Raw genomic sequence first — 19,037 nt, 5'->3', positions numbered from 1 at the left:
ATGAGAGACCGTCAATTGCTAGAAGGTAAACTGGATATTTCGACTGAGCAAATTAATACAATCTTCGACTCCATTGCCGATATTGTACTGATTCTGGATGAACAAAAAAATTTACAAATTATACCGACGAAGGCGACTAGCTTGTACGCCTGCGATCTGAATGAGTTTTATTTAATAGTGCTCAATTTTTTTCAAGAAGAAAACGAAGAGGTTTGGTTTGCTAAAGTTCAAGAGGCGTTGGCAACCCAAAAAACTGTTAATTTTGATTATAGTCTACGTATTAATCAGCAAGAATTTTGGTTTTCAGCTAGTATTTCGCCACTCCCAAATCGTTCAGTGGTGTGGGTGGCTCGTGACATTAGCGATCGCAAACTGGTCGAAGCTAACCTGCTGGAAGCTCAAAAGATTGCCCATATTGGCACTTGGGAATACGATTTCCCCACAAAAACAACCATTTGGAGTGAAGAACTTTATCGCATTCACAAAATTGACCCCAGTCAACCCCCACTAGAATCTGATGAATTAGTCAAATTTATTCATCCTCAAGATCGCCATCGCTATCTCAAACTGGTTAACAAAAAAGCTCTCACTGGACTAGCCTTTGAAACAGATTTGCGACTGCTTCAAAAAGATGGGTCAATCTCTTATATTGAAATCAGAGGCGAACCTGTTTTTGATGAAAAAGGGCAGTTGCTCCGTTTGTTTGGTACTGTCTTGGATATTAGCGATCGCAAACAGGCAGAAGAAGCCTTACAAGATAGCATAGAACGGGAACAAGCCCTGGCTCGCTCCATCGAACGAATGCGCCATTCCTTAGATATTGACACCATCTTTAATACCACCACCTCTGAACTGCGAGAAATCCTCAAATGCGATCGTGTTGCTATCTATCGCTTTAATCCTGATTGGAGTGGGGAATTTGTTGCCGAGTCTGTGGGGAAGGATTGGATACCTCTGCTTGAGCGATCGGAAACTGCTAATTTTTCGGGAAATATCATCACCGACCCTAGTTGTCAAGCAAACAGCCTCCAACCCTATGGCGAAAAAGTCCTCGATACCTACATACAAGAAAATAAAGACAGTTTGTACAGTCAAAGCCTTCTTTACCGCACAACAGAAGATATTTATCAAGCTGGGTTTACTCCTTGTTACCTCGAACTTTTAGAGCGGTTTCAAGCCAGAGCCTATTTAATTGTTCCCATCTTTTGTGGCAGTCAAATTTGGGGTTTACTCGCCAGTTATCAAAATTCCATGCCCCGCACTTGGCGCAAAGCAGAAATCCATATTGCGCTGCAAATTAGCACTCAACTTGGAGTGGCTCTGCAACAAGCTCAATTACTCGAAGCTACTCAAAAACAGGCAATACAACTCCAAGAAGCCGCCGTCGCAGCAGAAGCCGCTAACCGGGCAAAAAGCACTTTTTTGGCAAATATGAGTCATGAATTGCGTACACCGCTCAACGCCATTCTTGGCTTCTCCCAATTGATGCAACACTCTACCAATCTCAATCTCCAAGATCAAGAAAATCTCCGCATCATCAACCGCAGCGGAGAACACCTCCTGACTCTGATTAATCAAGTATTAGATTTAGCAAAAATAGAAGTAGGGCGCATTACCCTGAATCCCATAGAGTTTGAATTAAAGAGCTTGTTGAACGAAGTTGAAGAGATGTTCCAACTCCAGGCTCAGGAAAAACAATTGCAGTTAATCTTTCACTGTTCTAGTAATGTCCCCCCATACCTACGAGCTGATGAAGTCAAGTTGCGCCAAGTTTTAATTAATCTGCTTTCTAACGCCATGAAGTTTACGAAAGAAGGAGGAATTTCCCTCAGAATAAGTTCAGTTTTCAGCAATGAAAATCAGCAATTCCTTCCCCCATTCCCTCGAAGGGAGGGGCGAGGTGGGGGTGCGGAGTTGCCCAATCACCAATTACATTTTGAAATAGAAGACACTGGCTGTGGTATGGCTCCTGATGAGCTAGACAAACTGTTTCAAGCCTTTGTACAAACCCAAACAGGGGCATCTTACCAGCAGGGAACGGGTTTAGGATTGGCGATTAGCCAACAGTTTGTCAAACTCATGGGGGGTCAAATTGTAGTGCGCAGTCAAGTCGGATGCGGTACTACTTTCACCTTCGATATCCCAGTAACCGTCGTTGATGCTAGTACCGTTAAACCCAAACAGCTATCTCGTCAAGTCATTGGTCTGGAACCCAACCAGCCCACTTATCGTATTCTGATTGTGGACGATCGAGCCGATTTGCGCCAACTCCTAGTCAAAATGCTCAACCGTTTTGAGTTTGAACTTCAAGAAGCTAGTAATGGCATAGAAGCCATTGAAGTATGGTCGAGTTTTGAACCCCACTTAATCTTCATGGATATGCGGATGCCCATCATGGATGGGTATGAGGCGACAAAACGTATTAAAGCTAACGTTAAAGGTCAAGCTACCGCCATTGTGGCGGTGAGTGCTAGCACTGCGGAGAAGGGGCGAACCATTGTTATCTCTGATGATTATGATGACTTCATCCGGAAACCGTTTCGAGAAGCAGAAATCTTTGATGCCCTTCACAAACATCTAGGAGTGCGTTACATTTACGATGAACCTCAAAATGCACAGGAGTCAAATCAAACCGAAGCCTTGACTCCAGAAGCTCTGGCCGGTTTGCCGACGCATTGGCTGATATCCTTAGAACAAGCTACAATTGAGTGCGATCTAGAGTTAATTCTCACTCAAATTGAGCAAATTCGCGATCGTCATGAATCTTTAGCCAACGCTCTTACAGCTTTAGCTAACGAATTTCTGTTCAATCAAATACTAGATCTGATCAAGCCAGACATATAATTAGGCATGAATCATCAGACACCTCATTCTTTTAAAGGAAATATTTTAATTGTTGATGATATTTCCACGAATTTGCAACTTTTAGCTCAAATACTATCTGAGCAAGGATACAAAACACGCACTGCCCCTAATGGTCAACTAGCCCTACGTTCCATCGATTTAATTCCTCCAGATTTGATTTTGCTGGACATCATGATGCCCGCCATGGACGGCTATCAAGTTTGCCAAGCCTTGAAAGCTTCGCCAAAAACCAAAGACATTCCCGTTATCTTTATTAGTGCTTTAAATGAAGTTTTTGATAAAGTCAAAGCTTTTGAAGTCGGCGGAGTCGATTATATTACCAAACCCTTTCACGATCAAGAGGTTCTGGTCCGTGTCTCCAATCAACTCATTCAACGTCGGTTATTTCAGAAAATTCAACAACAAAATCAAAGCCTGGAATCCGAAATCCTGGAGAGAAAACTTGCCCAAGAAGAAACCCAGTTTTTGCTTCAGACTACCTTTTCCATGGCAGAAACCAAGGATTTTGAAGAGTCAATATCCGTGATGCTGCGGTTGTGTTGCGACTTCATTAATTGGGATTTAGCAGAAGCTTGGATACCCAGTCCTGATGGAAGTTATTTAAATTGCAGCCCAAACTCTTATGCCAAAAAACCCGATTTATTCGATTATATCAACCAAAGTTTGTTAATAAAATTTGCTCCCAACGTAGGACTACCAGGGAGAATTTGGTCTTCCAAGAAACCCGAGTGGCTAGAAGATATTTCTCTAGCGCCAGATGAAATTTTTCTCCGCAATCAAATGGCGGAAAAAGCTGGTTTAAAAGCCTGTTTTGGTGTACCAATTTTAGTTGAAAATAGGGTAATTGCGATTTTAAGCTTTTTCAATACAACCGCCATTTTGTGTCAAATCCGCATCATGGAATTGATGAAAGCTCTCGCAACTCAACTAGGTTCAATACTTCAGCGAAAGCTAGCAGAAGAAAGATTGAAACAGCAATTTCAAAAAGAGCAATTACTGAATCACTTAACTCAATCTATCCGCAGTTCTCTGAATTTAAATACTATTTTTGCTACCGCAGTCCGCGAGATTGCCCTTAGCCTAGGCGTAGACCGTGTTGCTATTATCAAATATTTCCCAGAAAGAAAGCTATGGATCAATATATCAGAGTATTATGATTCTAGTCAGTTAGAGACAAGTTTAGGGATAGAAACTTCAGAAGAAAATAATGAAATTTCCGATCGACTTAAGCAATCAGAAATTGTAAAAATTAATGACGTTAATACTTGTTCTGACGAAATTAAACAACGCTTAACTCAACTATCTCTTGGTGCATGGTTATTCGTACCGCTGAAGGTTGACTCACAAGTTTGGGGTAGTATCTGTGTGGTGAAAGAAAATCGATCGTACTACTGGCAAGCTTTTGAAGTAGAATTACTGTGTGCAGTGGCTGACTCGGTAGCAATTGCGATTAAGCAAGCCCAAATTTATGAAGAAATTCAATCCTACGCACAGCAACTTGAAGACACCTTAACGGAACTCAAAAATACTCAATCTCAGTTGGTACAAAAGGCAAAAATGGCTTCTTTAGGTCAGCTAGTGGCTGGGGTTGCTCACGAAATTAATAATCCCGTTAACTTCATCTACGGCAATATTACTGTAGCGATGGACTATGCGCGAGATTTGCTTGATATCGTTAGATTGTACCGCCAAAATTACCCCCAACCAGTGGCAGATATTGTGAAAATTTTGGAAAATATCGATCCCGATTTCATCGCCGATGATTATCCAAAATTGTTGAAGTCGATGAAAGAGGGTGCATCTCGAATTAGTAAGATTGTGTTGTCTTTACGAAACTTCTCCCGCCTAGATGAAAAAGAGTATAAGTTAGTGGATATTCATGAAGGTATTGATAATACTTTATTGATTTTGCAACACCTAATCAATGGTTCAAATAATGGCAAGGAAATTGAGATAATTAAAGACTACAGTCCCTTGCCAAAGTTTACTTGTTATGCGTCGCAGTTAAATCAGGTATTTATGAACCTGATAGCTAATGCTATTGATGCTGTGGAAACTCAATCCTCACGGCGCAGAATTACCATCAGTACAAAAATGGATAGTTGGCAATCTAATTCACCCATTTCTAATGGCATTGTGATTAGCATTGCTGATAATGGTCATGGGATGAATGAAGAAGTGCGTTCTAAAATATTTGACCCGTTTTTTACTACAAAACCCGTGGGAAGTGGTATAGGTTTAGGGTTATCTATTTGTCACAATATTATAGTGGAAAAACATCGAGGTCAAATTAGTTGTATTTCTGCGCCTGGTGAGGGGACAGAGTTTATTGTGCAGATTCCGATCGATGTCAGTACCTCTCGTTCAAATTGTGTTTCTGCGATGACCAAGGTATAGTGGGAAGAAATTAACAAATAATTAGAAAGGCCAGTGATGCAAGTTGTAATTGTGGGAGCGGGACCAACTGGTGCGACACTTGCTTTGCTGCTGGTGAAACGAGGGATTAGTGTTACCTTGGTTGAGGCTGCAAAAGATTGCTACCGAGTGTTTCGTGGTGAAGGATTGATGCCGAGTGGATTGGATGCGATCGCCCAAATGGGCTTATCCTCCATGCTCCCAAGTGTACCACACCGAAAAATAGATGGTTGGGAGTTTATTGTAGGCGATCGACTATTATTTCGAGTTGATGAGCCCATGGGTTCAAATCAACCTTGTACCCTAGTTTCTCAGCCGCCTTTGCTGGAAGCACTAATTGCCGCAGCTCAATTACATCCAGAGTTTGAATTGATCCAAGGTGTTCCCGTAAAAGATTTAATTTACAGCAACGATCGCATTTCTGGCGTCAAATTAGCAGATGGGCGAGAGATTTATGCGGCACTTGTCATTGGTACTGATGGTAGAAACTCCGTGGTACGACAACGGGCTGGATTGGAGTTGGTGAAACAGCAGAAGAGTATCGATGTGCTGTGGTTTAAACTGGCTGCTCATCCTCGGTTTGTGGCGGATAATGTCTTTTATTCTATCCTTAATGATGGTAGTGCATTCAGTGTTTTTCACGGCGCAGAAGATGGCAAACTGCATCTGGCTTGGGTGTTATCAGCCGAGGACAAAACCGATCGCAAACACACAGATTGGGCGGAAACTTTCGCATCGCGATCGCCTTTATGGATGGCCGAGCATTTCCGTAACCATAAAGATACCATAGAATCTCCCCAGCGACTATCTGTAGTAGTTGGTTGTTGTCCGCGCTGGTATCAGCCAGGAATCCTACTTTTGGGGGATGCCGCCCACCCCATGTCTCCGGTGCGCGCCCAAGGAATTAATATGGGTTTTCGTGATGTAATTGTGGCGGCAAATCACCTTGTACCTTTATTGAAAGCAGGGGCTAATGATGAGGATATTGATTTAGCATTATCGCAGATTCAGGCCCAACGGGAACCAGAAATTAGGCGCGCCCAACAACTGCAAGCACAAGAAGCATGGAAAGGCGAACAATTGCGAAATAATGGATTTGTGCGTTTATTGATGATGCAATTGGCTCCGTTTTTGGGTGACATAATTAAACAATTTTGGGTGAAAGGACAGTATGAGTTGCGCCAAGGAGTAACAGAGGTAAAATTGGTTGTTTAAAAACAGGAAGATTAAAATTGAGGAGAAAATTTTATGCGATCGACAATTATTCAAGGACCGATCGGCCCGATTCACGTTCAAGAAGCCAGCCCCCCTATCACCAGTGGGGAGTCGGAAGCGCTACCGGTGGTGTTTGTGCACGGTATGGTGGAAACCGCGAAGATCTGGGATACGCAGCAGGCGCGTGTAGCCCATAGCCGACGGGCGATCGCCCTGGATGTGCGGGGACATGGTGATTCCTGTGCGCCGGAGGATGGCAACTACGCCCCTGTCTCTTGTGCGGCGGATGTTTTGGCTGCGATCGATCGACTGGGACTAGATCGAGTGGCGATCGTCGGGCACAGTTTCGGTGCTTGTATTGCCCTTGCTACTGCTGCCACCACACCACAACGCATCGCCCAGTTGATTCTAGTAGACCCGCCAGGAGACTTTACCAAGGTCTCCGTAGAGGTGTACGAGGCACAGCTCGTTCCGTTCCAGAGAGCGTTGGAGACGGAGGATTGGCGGGCTGCGGTGGAAGTGGGTTTTAATGACGCACTCACAGGAAGTGCGGCGGGTACGCGCGATCGGATTTTGGCTAATTTGGGGGCGACTCCGCGCGATCGGTTGTTTGGAATGTATCGTGGTATGTTTGCCTTTGAGGCAGTCAATGCGCTCGATCGCTACCTAGCAGCCCCAGGAACACGAGCCCACGCAATTATTGCTCCCTCAAATGCTTTTCCGTTCAGCCTCCACATCCTGCGTCCCACACTCAAGACTACTACGATCCCGGATACTGGACACTGGCTGATGCTGGATGCGCCGGAGGAGTTTGCTAGAGAGCTCGCTTTGTGTTTGGAAGGCATTTAATATAGGTTTCGACAAAATCTGTTAGTCTTACCACAATTCATCGAGAGTTAAGTTGTGGGGGTTTTTGAGGATGAAGGCGTTGTTGTCTTTGATTAAGTCACCGCTACAGAGAATCGGTAAAGGTGAGCGTTAGTAACTATAAGTTCATTCACAAGCATAATTTGCTACTTCGTCCCTGTACGAATCATCTTGAAACCATACACATAAATATCAGGAAACCCGTAACGGTTTTCTTTATGGCGCCATTTAGCCAGACCAATTTCCGTTAAAAAACTGGCAAATTCATGAAAATCAGGATATCTTTCCTGTGCGCTTTTCTCCCATGCGTGCTCAAGTTGTTCTCTGCTAGGTAAAGCGGGAACACCTTCTAAAGCTTCAAAAAATTGACATAAGTCAGGATATTCTTGTTTAATTGCATCACAACGTTCCTCTGATGCCTTTTCTAAACCAATTTCCAGAGATGTTCCCCGAAGTAAACGATCACTTGGAGCCTTAACTGATGTTTGTCCCTTGTAAGTTAGCTCATGCTCTTTTGCACCTTGAAGCAAGGCACTTAAGCTGCGGGGAAAGGCAGTACCATTTAAGTCTGATAAACGTTCGTAAACCCATCTATAAACATATTTAGCTTTTTTTCCTGTTCTTCGACGTATTCCCCACAATAAGTCTAGGGCGCGGTTTAAGGTTTCTTCATTAGCATTATCAATATTTTCAACAGGTGAAGAACGATCTACTAAATCTTTAAAATCTGGTGCTTGCGTGGCTTGGCGAAGGGCTAACCGCAAGAAATCTACCCTTGTCCACTTCAAAAATAGATCGCGTCCATTGAAGTGACTTTTATTGTCAAAGTTCAAACGATTCCAAATGTCTTCTCGCAGAAATATTTTAAAGCGAATAGATGTTAAGTGACGGGCATCACAAGCTTGAATAAGTTGAAATAAACCACTTAAAGCTTGCTGTCTAACTCCATCTCTTTCGGGGAAGTCTTCATCTAAATCGTCGTATAAAAGCCAAAGTGTTTTATTTTTATCCCGTTGCTGTTCGTTCAGAATATCTAAGACATCCGGCAAAACAAGTATCAACTGTGAATCAGTTGATAATTCAATTAAGGCTTTAGTATGTTCAGCCTTCCAGTTTCCTTCCGGCAGTCCCTTCAAGATGTTGCGTAGACTTTCAAATTTAGGTTTTTGACTCCCTTTATCTGGCAGTTTTAAATAATTTTCTTGAAAAACTCGAAATATCAGGTATGTTCGCCAAAATGCCTCCCAAGTTCCCTCATTATCCTTTAAATTTCGCTGGATAATTTGAAATTCGCTGCGTGTTGGGCGACTGGTCTGGGATGCACCATGACCGGAGAGGAAGATTACAGAATCTAATCGGCCACGAGCTAGCTGTCGAGCCTTATCCTCATGTTCTAATAAAAGTAAATAAAGTGCCGTTTTCCCAGTTCCTTTTCTACCTCGAATGAGGCAAGTTGTTTCGTCTAAAAATTTGTCAAAATTAGGAGTTTTCTGAAATAAACCCAGAAGATTTGAGCTGGGATCGGCAGCATTTAAGGCGGGAAATTGAAGGCTTTCAATAATTTTCCAGCGTTGTTCTGTATCTGTTGCTGCTAGAATTTCCTGTGAGCGAATTTGAATAGTTTCTTCATCTATTAAGTTAGCAATTCGATTGTAGTAATCCAACAAACCTGTTACAGGATGACGATCGGCTAGAGCAATTGATGGCAGGTAAGGAACAATTAATGGTTCGGCTATTTCAGATTGAGACTCATCTGAGTCATCACCATTTTCATTCAGTTCATCTTGATCTATTTCGCCCTCAATGACTTTGCGTAAAAGCTGCCAAACCTCTGTAACTTTAGCTGTTCCACTATTGCTGATATCAGGAACAGGTGAAAACACAAAGTTGATTGATAGCTTGCCAAAAGAATTGAGTGATTTTAGGAGAAGATCAATGCCTTGCCGATTTTGCTCGTTCGGAAACAAAAAAATAATAGCCTCATCAGCAGCTTGAAGTAGAGATAAAGCACCCCATTCATTAATTCCGGTACGCGAATCTACTAAAATAACGTCGGGTTTTAACTGCTCTTGAATTTCTCGACTAAAAATAGACCAGAGAGTTTCACCATTATCAAGAATAGTAGTTGCTCGAAGATCATCAACTTTAGAAATGTAATCAAGACTTAAAGAACCCGCAGGAACAATGAAGAGTCTTCCTGTAGCATCCGGTATTGTAACTTCGCCAAATATCTTGGTGATTAAAACATTTGGTTCTAACCCTTCCGGTATATAGGATCGTTCATAAAAATAATCTACAATACCAAATTCAGGTAGTGGTTTTAAGCTAAAAGCTGTACTTAAACCTGGTGCTTCTAAATCTAAGTCAACAGCCACAACTTTTCGACCGCGCATAGCCAAAATCCAAGCCACATGGGTTAAGGCAGTTGTTCTACCGACTCCTCCCTTAAATGAGTAGAATGTTATTGTTCGAGGACTGCGGGGTTCAGGTTGAGGGGATTGAGATTGATTTTGAGGATTTGCCGCCCACAAAGCTAAATCTTGCCAAGTTTGTACTGAACTTCCATTTGTAAGCTGGGGGGCTGACAAATCCAAATATCTGGCTTCTTCTACTGTATATAAAGAAATAAAACCTGGGGATATTTTAAATTTATGAAGGATGGGATACACTTCATCTTTTCGCTGTGGTAAAGATAATTCTTTAAAGCGATCAGTTATAATTGTTAAATTCAGAAGTCCAGAAGTTGAAATATTTATGTCGATCCATTCCTGCTGAGTCTGTACATAAATGTCCGTAAGATCCCGTTTAAGCGATACTTGCCAAGTTTCCTGCATATCTGCGTCCTCAAAGTTTAGTAGCTTGCGTCTGTAACCAACCTATGAGACTATTATATGCTGATAGCCACTGCTTATAGTTTGGCTCATCAGATTGACTACTAGAGTAGCGCATATCTATAAAATGTTGATTGTTAGGATTTTCAACTGTGTTAAGCCATTTCATTACTTGTGGAAACTTTTGCACTCTATCATGAAGCTTATTATGCCGCTTCAAAGCATCTTGAAAACTATGTCCCGGATTAGTAATTGTGTGTTGAGGATTGTTAGAATCAGTTTTCCATTCTCGCTTTGCACTTTTGGGCAGGGAAGCTAAAATCATCGCTTTTAGTAAACATTCTATGGTAATGCCTCCGAAGTGCATGGCGGCTACTTTTCGGTCGGAGTGACAAAGTTTTTCAGTATCCATATGACGTTGTAAAAAAGCAGCTTGGTAATCTTCCATGTTTGCGAGAGGTTTGGTGAACTTGGTAGCTGTAACAAATAAATATCGCCTTTATTAGATGATTACCTAAATATTGACCCAGGGAAATAAAAATTTAAGTTTGCTCCTTATTTGGGTCAATTGTATCATTTTTGGGCTGAGAATTTGAGCGAATAAAAAAATATTTTTTAAATAAAGGTTAGATGGATATGGCAAAATATCGTTGATATGGGTTGATGTTTTCATTGTTTGGTCAGTACGGACTTGCAGTATTTACAGTCAGGGGATTAGATAATACAGTATAACTAATTTCTGGATTAGTCTGATACTGTCCTCCGCAATGTCTGCGATCGCCCCAAAAACCTCCCAACCAGCTTTCGGGAGGACGATAGCAAGAGTACCAAAACGGCGTGCAGCAGACCTCTCCTTCGCCGTCAAATGCAGCCTCTTCTCGTCCAAACCATCCTCCTCCAATGCCTCCGCCTCCGCCCTCACATACCTTTCAGGAGTTAAAACATAACACTTACCGTTTTGCTTTTTTGTTGCCTTTTGACTCCGCACCAGTGTTACAACTCTTCTGGAAAGTACATTTGCAGCCAATCTGCCCCGCCCTAACCCAACCGGCCTAACTTCTCCAGAACTTAGGTAAAAAGCACCTAAAGATATGATGCGAAACTCGGCCCAAACCCTGATTATATCAATCGATCGCCCCTACAAAACACCATAAATCAAGATTTATTGCCAAACATTAAATTTTTACGGCGGAAACTTGCTATTTAATGAATTACACTTTACGATCCAGCCATGTAAATAAAAACTCAATCAACAACCCTGCAAACACTAACCTGAAATGGGTCGCAAGTGCCAGAAAGCAGGAACAGTACATTTTTTAACTAACTCAACAACAAAGCATTTGCGGAAAAACTCAGGGATTGACGATCGGCATCTCGGAACGAATGCTTTGCCCACACTACTACAGATGTATCAAAATTTGTTTACCAAAAATTAGCCCCGACAGATACCTGACGCTCAAACGGGCGCTGTCAAAAGTTTCTGCAATTAATTTTGCGGTTTTTGTTGTCTTTAAACTACTTGAGGATTCGATCGAATGGTTTCCATTTCTCAGACTAAATCCGATCGGCTCAGTTTCTCCGACACACGGGAAACAACGGCCGGAACCCAAAACATGGTGGCTACAGCCACAGGAGTATGCGTGACGGTTCACGGTCACTTCTACCAGCCACCACGGGAAAACCCTTACCTAGATGCGATCGAACGCCAAGCCAGCGCCCATCCCTTCCATGACTGGAACGAACGCATAGACAAGGAATGCTATCGCCCCAACGCCTTTGCGCGCATCCTCAACGATCGCGGCGAAGTCGCGGGGATCGTCAATAACTACGAATATCTTAGCTTCAACATCGGGCCGACCCTGATGAGTTGGCTGGAACGCTACGACGAGGAAGTATATCAACGGATTCTGGAAGCCGATCGCAAAAGCTGTCAAAGACTCAATGGTCATGGTAACGCGATCGCCCAAGTATACAATCACATCATCATGCCGCTGGCCAACGAGCGAGACAAACAAACCCAAATTCGCTGGGGGATCGCAGATTTCCGTTCCCGGTTCGATCGCGCCCCCGAAGGAATGTGGCTGGCCGAAACTGCGGTAGACTACGCCACCCTCGAAGTTTTGGTAGCTGAGGGCATTCGCTTCATCGTCCTCGCCCCCTCCCAAGCCGAACGCTGCCGCCAACTTCCAGGCCATGACAATAGCGATCCCGAATGGCGCGAAGTCGGGGGAGGTCAAATCGATCCGACTCGCCCCTACCGCTGCTACTTGAAACCAGAACTGCGGCTGGCAGTTTCCCACCAACTCTCCCCCCTTAGCAGTCACAATTTGAGTCGCGCCAACGGGCACAATTCCGAACCGACAACTAATACTCCCTACATCGATATCTTTTTCTACGATGGCCCAATCTCGCGCGATATGGGCTTTAATGATGTTCTCAGCAGCAGCAACCACCTGGCTGGGCGCTTGGGTCAAGCCGTGCGGGGGGACCACCGAAAATCTCAATTAATCTCCGTCGCCACCGACGGCGAAACCTTCGGACACCACAAAAATAGCACCGAAAAATGCCTAGCCTACGCTTTCACAGAAGAGTTTCCCCGCCGCGGCTGGACGGTGACGAATTTTGCTCACTATTTAAGCCAAAATCCTAGCGATTGGGAAGTGGAACTCAAACCAGTGACAGCTTGGAGTTGTTCTCATGGGGTCGATCGCTGGCAAGATGATTGTGGCTGCGGTGGTGGTGGCGGATGGCACCTCAAATGGCGCCGACCTTTGCGAGATACTCTAAATTGGCTGCGCGATCGACTCATACCAATTTATGAGGAAGCGGGGCGCAAGTTGTTTAGCGATCCCTGGGCGGCGCGAGATGAATATATTGATGTTATAGGCGATCGATCCACCGCCAACATTGACCAATTCTTCTCCAAACATCAAGTTCGCCCCCTAGAGGCCGCCGAACAAGTAGACGCCCTGCGACTGCTGGAAATGCAGCGCCACGCCCTGTTAATGTTCACTAGCTGCGGCTGGTTTTTTGAAGAAATATCCCGCCCCGAAGGCGTGCAGATTTTGCGCTACGCAGCCCGTGCGCTGGAATTAGCTGGGGAAGTGACTGGTGTCCAGCTAGAAAAGGATTTTGTCGATCGACTTAACCTAGTACCAAGTAATGTGGAATGCTTCAGAACAGGTGCAGAAGTCTATCGCCAACTTGTCACCACCGCCCAAGTCAGTCTCAAACAAGTTGCAGCCCACTACGCCATCAGTTCCCTGTTTGCCAAATATCCCCGCGAACAACGAGTTTACTGCTATCTGGCCCAGCAGCTAGATTTCCAAATTCAGCGCATGGGCTCCATGACTCTGGCCGTAGGTCAACTGGAATTAACCTCAGAAATTACACGGGAAACCGAAGTGTTTGTATTTGCGGCGTTCTACCTTGGCGGCTGGGACTTCCACTGCTGCATTCAGCCTTTCGGTAGTCGCCGGTCTTACACCATGCTCAAAGAACGGCTGTTTGCGGTTTTGCAAGAAGCTTCCGCAGCCCACGCCATTCTCGAAATGGTTCGCCTGTTCGGGGATCAATCCTTTAGCCTGCGGAGTTTGTTCGCTGAGGAACGTCATCGGATTGTCCGGCTGCTGAGTCAGGAAAATTTGACCAGATTAGATCAGCTTTACACTCAGGTTTACCGGGAAAATTACGGGGTGATGATGGCCTTCCACCGCGACGAGTTGATCGTCCCTATGGAGTTGCAGGTGGCCGCGGAAGTGGCCTTGGGACACCGCTGTTTGACGGCGGCCAAGGCCCTGGAACAGGAAACGGCTGACGGGGATTCCCTGCTGGCGGAAATCGAAGCAATTTCGACAGAAGCTAGCCATCTCCGCTGTCGGCTGAAGGTTCCTGAAGTCAGGCACATTTTGGAAAAGTTGATTTATCGGTTTCTGAAGGCGCTGCTACAAGAGGGTTCTGATGTCACACTGCTGTCTCCTGTTGAGTTGGAAGTTGATATTCGCAGCATTGAGCGTTTGATTGCTGTGGGTAATCGGCTGGGGCTGGATTTGTGTTTGGATCGATCGCAAGAATTGTATGTTGATTCGATGCACAGTCAAATTGTGCCTCTGTGTTTGGGCTGGCTGCAACGACAAGCAGCTCCCACGACTGAAAGTGCGATCGACCTTACCAAATTGGATATCGTTGACTCAGAGAGTGGCTGGGAGTTGCCTGTGATTCGACAGTTGCTGGAGTTGGGTCAAACCCTCGCGGTTGATGTTGAGTGTTGGTTGGATCAATTAGGGCGATCGTTTTCCGATTAACCCCACATCCTGTAGGGGCGGGTTTCACCAACAATATATAAGAAGAATCAACCATCTCAATAAACCCGCCCGCCCCCAACGGTAAATTCAAATGTACCGGTTCACCGAAATAATTGCCTAAAACCCACAATCTCGTAAACCCGCCCCCACCCAACTTTAAATTTTAGTTCAGCTTCTGTGAGAAGATGAATAAACAGTTCGCAAAGCATACAAGTTTTAAGTAAGCTTTGCAAAGTTGTGAAGCAAGAACACTAAATTTTATAACCTATGAAAGTTGGCGATCGCGTTTGCATTAAAAACTCTGTTGTTGTCTACCACCATCCTCAAAATCGCAATCAACCATTTGATGTCAAGGATATGGAAGGAGAAGTAGTAGCCATCGTTAAAGAATGGCACGGTAGACCTGTCAGTGCCAATTGGCCGATTTTAGTACAGTTTGACAAAAAATTTAAAACTCATCTCAGAGAAGACGAGGTTGAATTGATATCTGCCGAAGTCTAGAAATTAGGACACGGCAGTGCCGTTTCCCTACAATTGATTGGGTAGGGACACGGCAATGCCCATTGGTGTCAACTTAAGGCTGAAATTCTTGATAAATGTCGCTTTCACCCCAGTCTAGATCCCCCTAAATCCCCCTTAAGAAGGGGGACTTTGATCGGACTCTTATCCCCCCCTTCTTAAGGGGGGCTAGGGCGTGTTTTCAAACTACTCCTTAAGATTTAGATCCCCCTAAATCCCCCTTAAAAAGGGGGACTTAAAGACTCTTTCCCCCCCCTTTTTAAGGGGGGCTGGGGGGGATCTTTGGGTTTGAAAACACGCCCTAGGGGGGATCTAGATTTAATAGTCAAACAGCAGTCTCTGACTGGGTTTGACCTTAAGTTGACACCTATGGGCAATGCCGTTTCCCTACAATTAATTGGGTAGGGACACGGCATTGCCGTCTCCTCCTGAAGTCTAGAAATTAGGACACGGCAGTGCCGTTTCCCTAGAATTGATTGGGTAGGGAAACGGCATTGCCGTCTCCTCCATCCTGACGTTGCAAGCGGAATTGATATGAATTCTTACTTTTTATGCCTAGCCCGACAAAACCAACCAAAAATATTAAAATCTCCCTGCATTTTCTGCAATTCCTGTTGATGCTGTTTCGCTGTAGCATAGTACCATTGACAGTGTTGTTCTAGTTCTTGACGGTACTTAACTTCGGAATAAAAATCGCGAACAATTTGGTTTTGCTGTAAACTTTCGGCCGCGGGAGTGGATTCTGGGACAATACCTTGCAACTCGTGAGGCAACATAATTGTTTGGGGCGATTATGCCAAAGATTGGCTGTAATTACTCTAAACTAACACACTTTCTTCCTTCGTGTCCTTAGCGCCTTCGCGGTTCAATTAATCTTAAATCCAAAATCCCAAATCTAAAATTCCCCTAAAGCCATCCCAGCAGACGATAGACAATTAAGCCGATATATTCTTTCAAAGCTGTGGTTGACTGGTGTAACTGATAGGAATCCGGTAGACAATTTAGTATCACTGCTTGCCAATTGCTTTGAGAAGCTGCCATATCCTGTTGGGTGATCTGAAAATCTGTGGGCGCGGCAATTACTTTTATTCCCTGACGCTGGAAAATTAAGAGCGATCGAGTCATGTGCATCGCCGATGTTACTAACAAAACCGGGCCTTTGATATTTTTAGCATCCAGGATTTTTCGCACATTTACTGCATTTTGATAGGTATTTTGTGAATCGGGTTCCTGGAGAATTGCTGATGCAGGTACGCCGTTGGTTTGGGCGATTTCTGCCATATCTGCCGATTCGGGAGCTCCGCCACCTTTCCACTCTACTCTACCGCCACTGAGAATTAACAGAGGGGCTTTTCCTTGACGATAAAGTCGGGAAGCGTAAATAATGCGATCGCCAGCTTCGCCCAATTCCACCCAAGGCCGTGGCGGTAAAGCAGCTTTGACACCACCACCCAAGACAATGATAGCATCAGCTTGGGGCAATTCTGTTGTTGGTAAATTTTGCCATTCGAGGGATTTAACTAGAGACTTGGAAACCCAACCGCTACTTCCCAAGAGTAAAATAATTACAGCCACAGCCATTGGCAAAGCCGACCATTTCCGACGCTGCAAAACCATGATTAAAGCCGCCAGCATTAACAAGCAACTCAACCCCAAAGGATAGATAAACAGTGGTAGTAGCTTTGACAGAAATACAAACATTCGACTTCTCCAATCATGCTTGTGGAACAGGCCATCCACCCTGTTCAAGACCACCTTTTTGAGGGATGTCTATCAGTGTCACCACAATTATTAAGGTGTTCTACTATCGACAAACCATGAATAATTCGTTCATCCTCAAATTAGTAGAACACCCTAAAAATCGATAGTTCTGTGCCATTTAGCATCAGTCCTAGACTTGTACTAAAAATCAAAATTTATCCTCTGGTGCTGACAACCAGCCCAGTAATGTAGAAGCTTGACGGCTAGACCCTTTACCGTATTTGCCACCGGTTTCTACTACTTCTTTATTCAGGATAGCATCAGAGGGTTTGTCCTTGGGACGTTTATTGGGGTTGAGTACCAGTTCATTATGCCACCAAGCTACCAACAAACCCACTGCTCCACCTCCCACCAGACCGAAGATAATACTTATGGGCAAAGTAGAGCCTATTAAGCGAAAGCACACAGTAAATAACACAAACCAAATCAATGCGGGGTTAAACCCCTTGGAATCTCTAGTAAATTTTGGCATCGGCTTGCAAGTCCTTTTTCTAATATAACGGAAAGATATTCACCAGATTAGCATCAAATTAAAATCAATGGGTTCTCTTAGACTTCCGCAGAAACGCCATATTTGAACAGACATTCTGCTGGTTCCACAATAATTATTGGCAATGTCTATTATAGCTTAATGTCTGACATTGTATCTATAATTTTTACATAACTTTGCTCAAATTCTGTGAATGGTTCAAAGGCTGTTTGCTGGGAATTCAATAGTTCTACTGTCGCATCAGTAATATCGCCCTTGCGCCGTTGCAGACGTTCTCGCAATACTTCTATTGGCGCAGTGCAGTAAAGGATTTCCAGTGGCAAATTGTGAGATTGAGCCCGATCGCTCGCATCTGTTCTCCAGGAAGCGCGATCGAACTTGGCATCCAAAATCACTTTCCAACCTCTGTCTGCCAACATTACCCCCAACTCTAACAATCTACCATAGGTCTTGGCAGTCATTTCATCCGAGTACAAATCTTGCCCGCCCCGCTCATGTAAAGGAATTCCACCTAAATGTTTGCGAACAGCATCGGAACGAAGGTGAATTGCACCGGTGTGACGAGCCAAATATCGACCCACTGTACTCTTACCAGCACCGGACAAACCTGACATTAAAGTTAACTTTCCTTGACGCGGTTTTGTATATTCCCAAGCCAGTTTATAATAATGAGCTGCTGTCTGTGAAATCTGCGTTTTGTCAGCAGTTGAAATACTAGCATCATCCAACATCAAGGAAGTTACTTTTGCTCTCACATAAGCTTGACGACTTAAGTATAGTGGCAGCACTTGCACTCCTTCCCAATCCCCTGTTTCTTCAATATAAGTATTGAGAAAAGCATTGCCTAATTCTCGGCGATCCCCCGATTCCAAATCCATCACGGTGAAGGCAATATCGTACATCACATCTACAAACCGAAAAGGCTCGTTAAATTCAATGCAATCAAATAGCAATATTTTATTTTGCCAGAATGCGATGTTTCGCAAGTGCAAATCTCCGTGGCATTCGCGAATTTGATGATTGGCTATTCGGCGGTTAAATAACTCTTGATTTTCGGCAAAAAATGAGTCTGTATAATTTTTGGTTTCCTGATATTGTGCTTGAGTCTGCGGCCCACCGATATATTTTTGCGAAATCAGGTAATTATTATCTATTGCCTTGCGAATTTGGTTGAGTTCGCCAAATTTGCTGATATACTTATTGGTAAGTGTAGTGCCGTGAAATTTGGCAACTTCCCGCCCTAAGTCTGCCATCAATTCCTCCGTCAACTCTCCCCGTTCCAACAAACTCAGGAACAGCGAAGTTTGGGGAAATTCCCGCATTTTCAAGACGTATTCCACAGGAATTTCAGCCGAATTTGTCGCTCCTGCATCCTTGGCAAATTGAAAGCGATCGCCTATTTGAACAATGGGCAAAACTTCCAGGTAAATTTCCGCTGCTGTTCGCTGATTCATTTGCAATTCTTGATGGCAAAAATGCTTTCTTTTCTCTAAGGTTGAATAATCCAAAAAGCCAAAATAGACTGCTTTTTTGATTTTGTAAACATATTCTCCGGTCAGGAACACAAAGGAAATGTGAGTCTGAATTAACTGCACCGGTTCTGTGACTCTGTGGGGATAAAATCCTGGCTGCAACATTTGCTGAATCAAAGGGGGGAAAGTCATATTGATTTGGGATTTTAGAGGGGAATCTGAGAAAGATTTTTGGTTTTTGATTCAAGTTAAAGAAAATCTATGTTGACTTGAAGCCGATTTATTATAAAGTTGATAA

Annotated in this window: 13 protein-coding genes; 6 read left to right on the top strand and 7 right to left on the bottom strand. The window is 43.9% G+C overall.

Going from position 1 to position 19,037, the window contains the following annotated elements; translation table 11 throughout:
* From P2A85_RS22545 to P2A85_RS22530, 4 genes are read left to right on the top strand one after another with little or no spacing between them, the layout of a single operon-like run.
* Positions 1-2,844 (top strand): ATP-binding protein, encoded by a 2,844-nt coding sequence (locus P2A85_RS22545; RefSeq protein ID WP_377475615.1) that lies wholly within the window; start codon positions 1-3, stop codon positions 2,842-2,844.
* A 6-nt stretch (positions 2,845-2,850) separates the two neighbouring features.
* On the top strand, positions 2,851-5,262 hold the full coding sequence (locus P2A85_RS22540; RefSeq protein WP_377475614.1) for a response regulator: 2,412 nt from the start codon (positions 2,851-2,853) through the stop codon (positions 5,260-5,262).
* A gap of 36 nt (positions 5,263-5,298) precedes the next feature.
* Positions 5,299-6,495 carry an FAD-dependent monooxygenase gene (locus P2A85_RS22535; RefSeq protein ID WP_377475613.1) on the top strand — a complete coding sequence of 399 codons (1,197 nt, stop codon included), beginning with the start codon at positions 5,299-5,301 and terminating at the stop codon, positions 6,493-6,495.
* A 33-nt stretch (positions 6,496-6,528) separates the two neighbouring features.
* Positions 6,529-7,344, top strand: a complete 816-nt coding sequence (locus P2A85_RS22530) for an alpha/beta fold hydrolase (protein ID WP_377475612.1) — start codon at positions 6,529-6,531, stop codon at positions 7,342-7,344.
* 164 nt (positions 7,345-7,508) lie between these two features.
* On the opposite strand, the gene P2A85_RS22525 is transcribed toward P2A85_RS22530, so the two are convergent.
* The 3 genes from P2A85_RS22525 to P2A85_RS22515 all read right to left on the bottom strand — a co-directional run bounded on the left by P2A85_RS22525 (position 7,509) and on the right by P2A85_RS22515 (position 11,220).
* Complete coding sequence (locus P2A85_RS22525) at positions 7,509-10,196, bottom strand: ParA family protein (RefSeq protein WP_377475611.1); 2,688 nt, start codon at positions 10,194-10,196, stop codon at positions 7,509-7,511.
* Positions 10,197-10,206: 10 nt separating this feature from the next.
* Positions 10,207-10,641 carry a hypothetical protein gene (locus P2A85_RS22520; RefSeq protein WP_377475610.1) on the bottom strand — a complete coding sequence of 145 codons (435 nt, stop codon included), beginning with the start codon at positions 10,639-10,641 and terminating at the stop codon, positions 10,207-10,209.
* Positions 10,642-10,899: 258 nt separating this feature from the next.
* Positions 10,900-11,220, bottom strand: coding sequence for a hypothetical protein (locus P2A85_RS22515; protein ID WP_377475608.1), 321 nt, complete (start codon positions 11,218-11,220; stop codon positions 10,900-10,902).
* Positions 11,221-11,728: 508 nt separating this feature from the next.
* Between P2A85_RS22515 and P2A85_RS22510 the strand changes: the two genes are divergently transcribed.
* Positions 11,729-14,497, top strand: coding sequence for a DUF3536 domain-containing protein (locus tag P2A85_RS22510; protein WP_377475606.1), 2,769 nt, complete (start codon positions 11,729-11,731; stop codon positions 14,495-14,497).
* A gap of 267 nt (positions 14,498-14,764) precedes the next feature.
* Entirely contained in the window at positions 14,765-14,998 is a 234-nt protein-coding gene (locus P2A85_RS22505; RefSeq protein WP_377475604.1) for a ferredoxin-thioredoxin reductase variable chain, read from the top strand.
* A gap of 560 nt (positions 14,999-15,558) precedes the next feature.
* Here P2A85_RS22505 and P2A85_RS22500 read toward each other — a convergent pair.
* The 4 genes from P2A85_RS22500 to P2A85_RS22485 form a co-directional block, all read right to left on the bottom strand.
* Positions 15,559-15,792 (bottom strand): hypothetical protein, encoded by a 234-nt coding sequence (locus P2A85_RS22500; protein ID WP_377475602.1) that lies wholly within the window; start codon positions 15,790-15,792, stop codon positions 15,559-15,561.
* Between the two features lie 130 nt (positions 15,793-15,922).
* The gene (locus P2A85_RS22495) at positions 15,923-16,717 is read right to left on the bottom strand and encodes a YdcF family protein (RefSeq protein ID WP_377475600.1); all 795 of its coding nucleotides are present in this window, start codon (positions 16,715-16,717) and stop codon (positions 15,923-15,925) included.
* Between the two features lie 208 nt (positions 16,718-16,925).
* A complete protein-coding gene (locus tag P2A85_RS22490) occupies positions 16,926-17,249 on the bottom strand; it encodes a hypothetical protein (RefSeq protein ID WP_377475599.1) in 324 nt (107 codons plus the stop codon).
* Between the two features lie 149 nt (positions 17,250-17,398).
* The gene (locus P2A85_RS22485) at positions 17,399-18,931 is read right to left on the bottom strand and encodes an AAA family ATPase (RefSeq protein WP_377475598.1); all 1,533 of its coding nucleotides are present in this window, start codon (positions 18,929-18,931) and stop codon (positions 17,399-17,401) included.
* Positions 18,932-19,037 lie beyond the last annotated feature (106 nt).

This window comes from Microcoleus anatoxicus (assembly GCF_042465725.1).
Lineage (GTDB): Bacteria > Cyanobacteriota > Cyanobacteriia > Cyanobacteriales > Microcoleaceae > Microcoleus > Microcoleus anatoxicus.
Note: the sequence above shows the minus strand (reverse complement) of the source record. Positions and strands in the feature narration are given on the sequence as shown.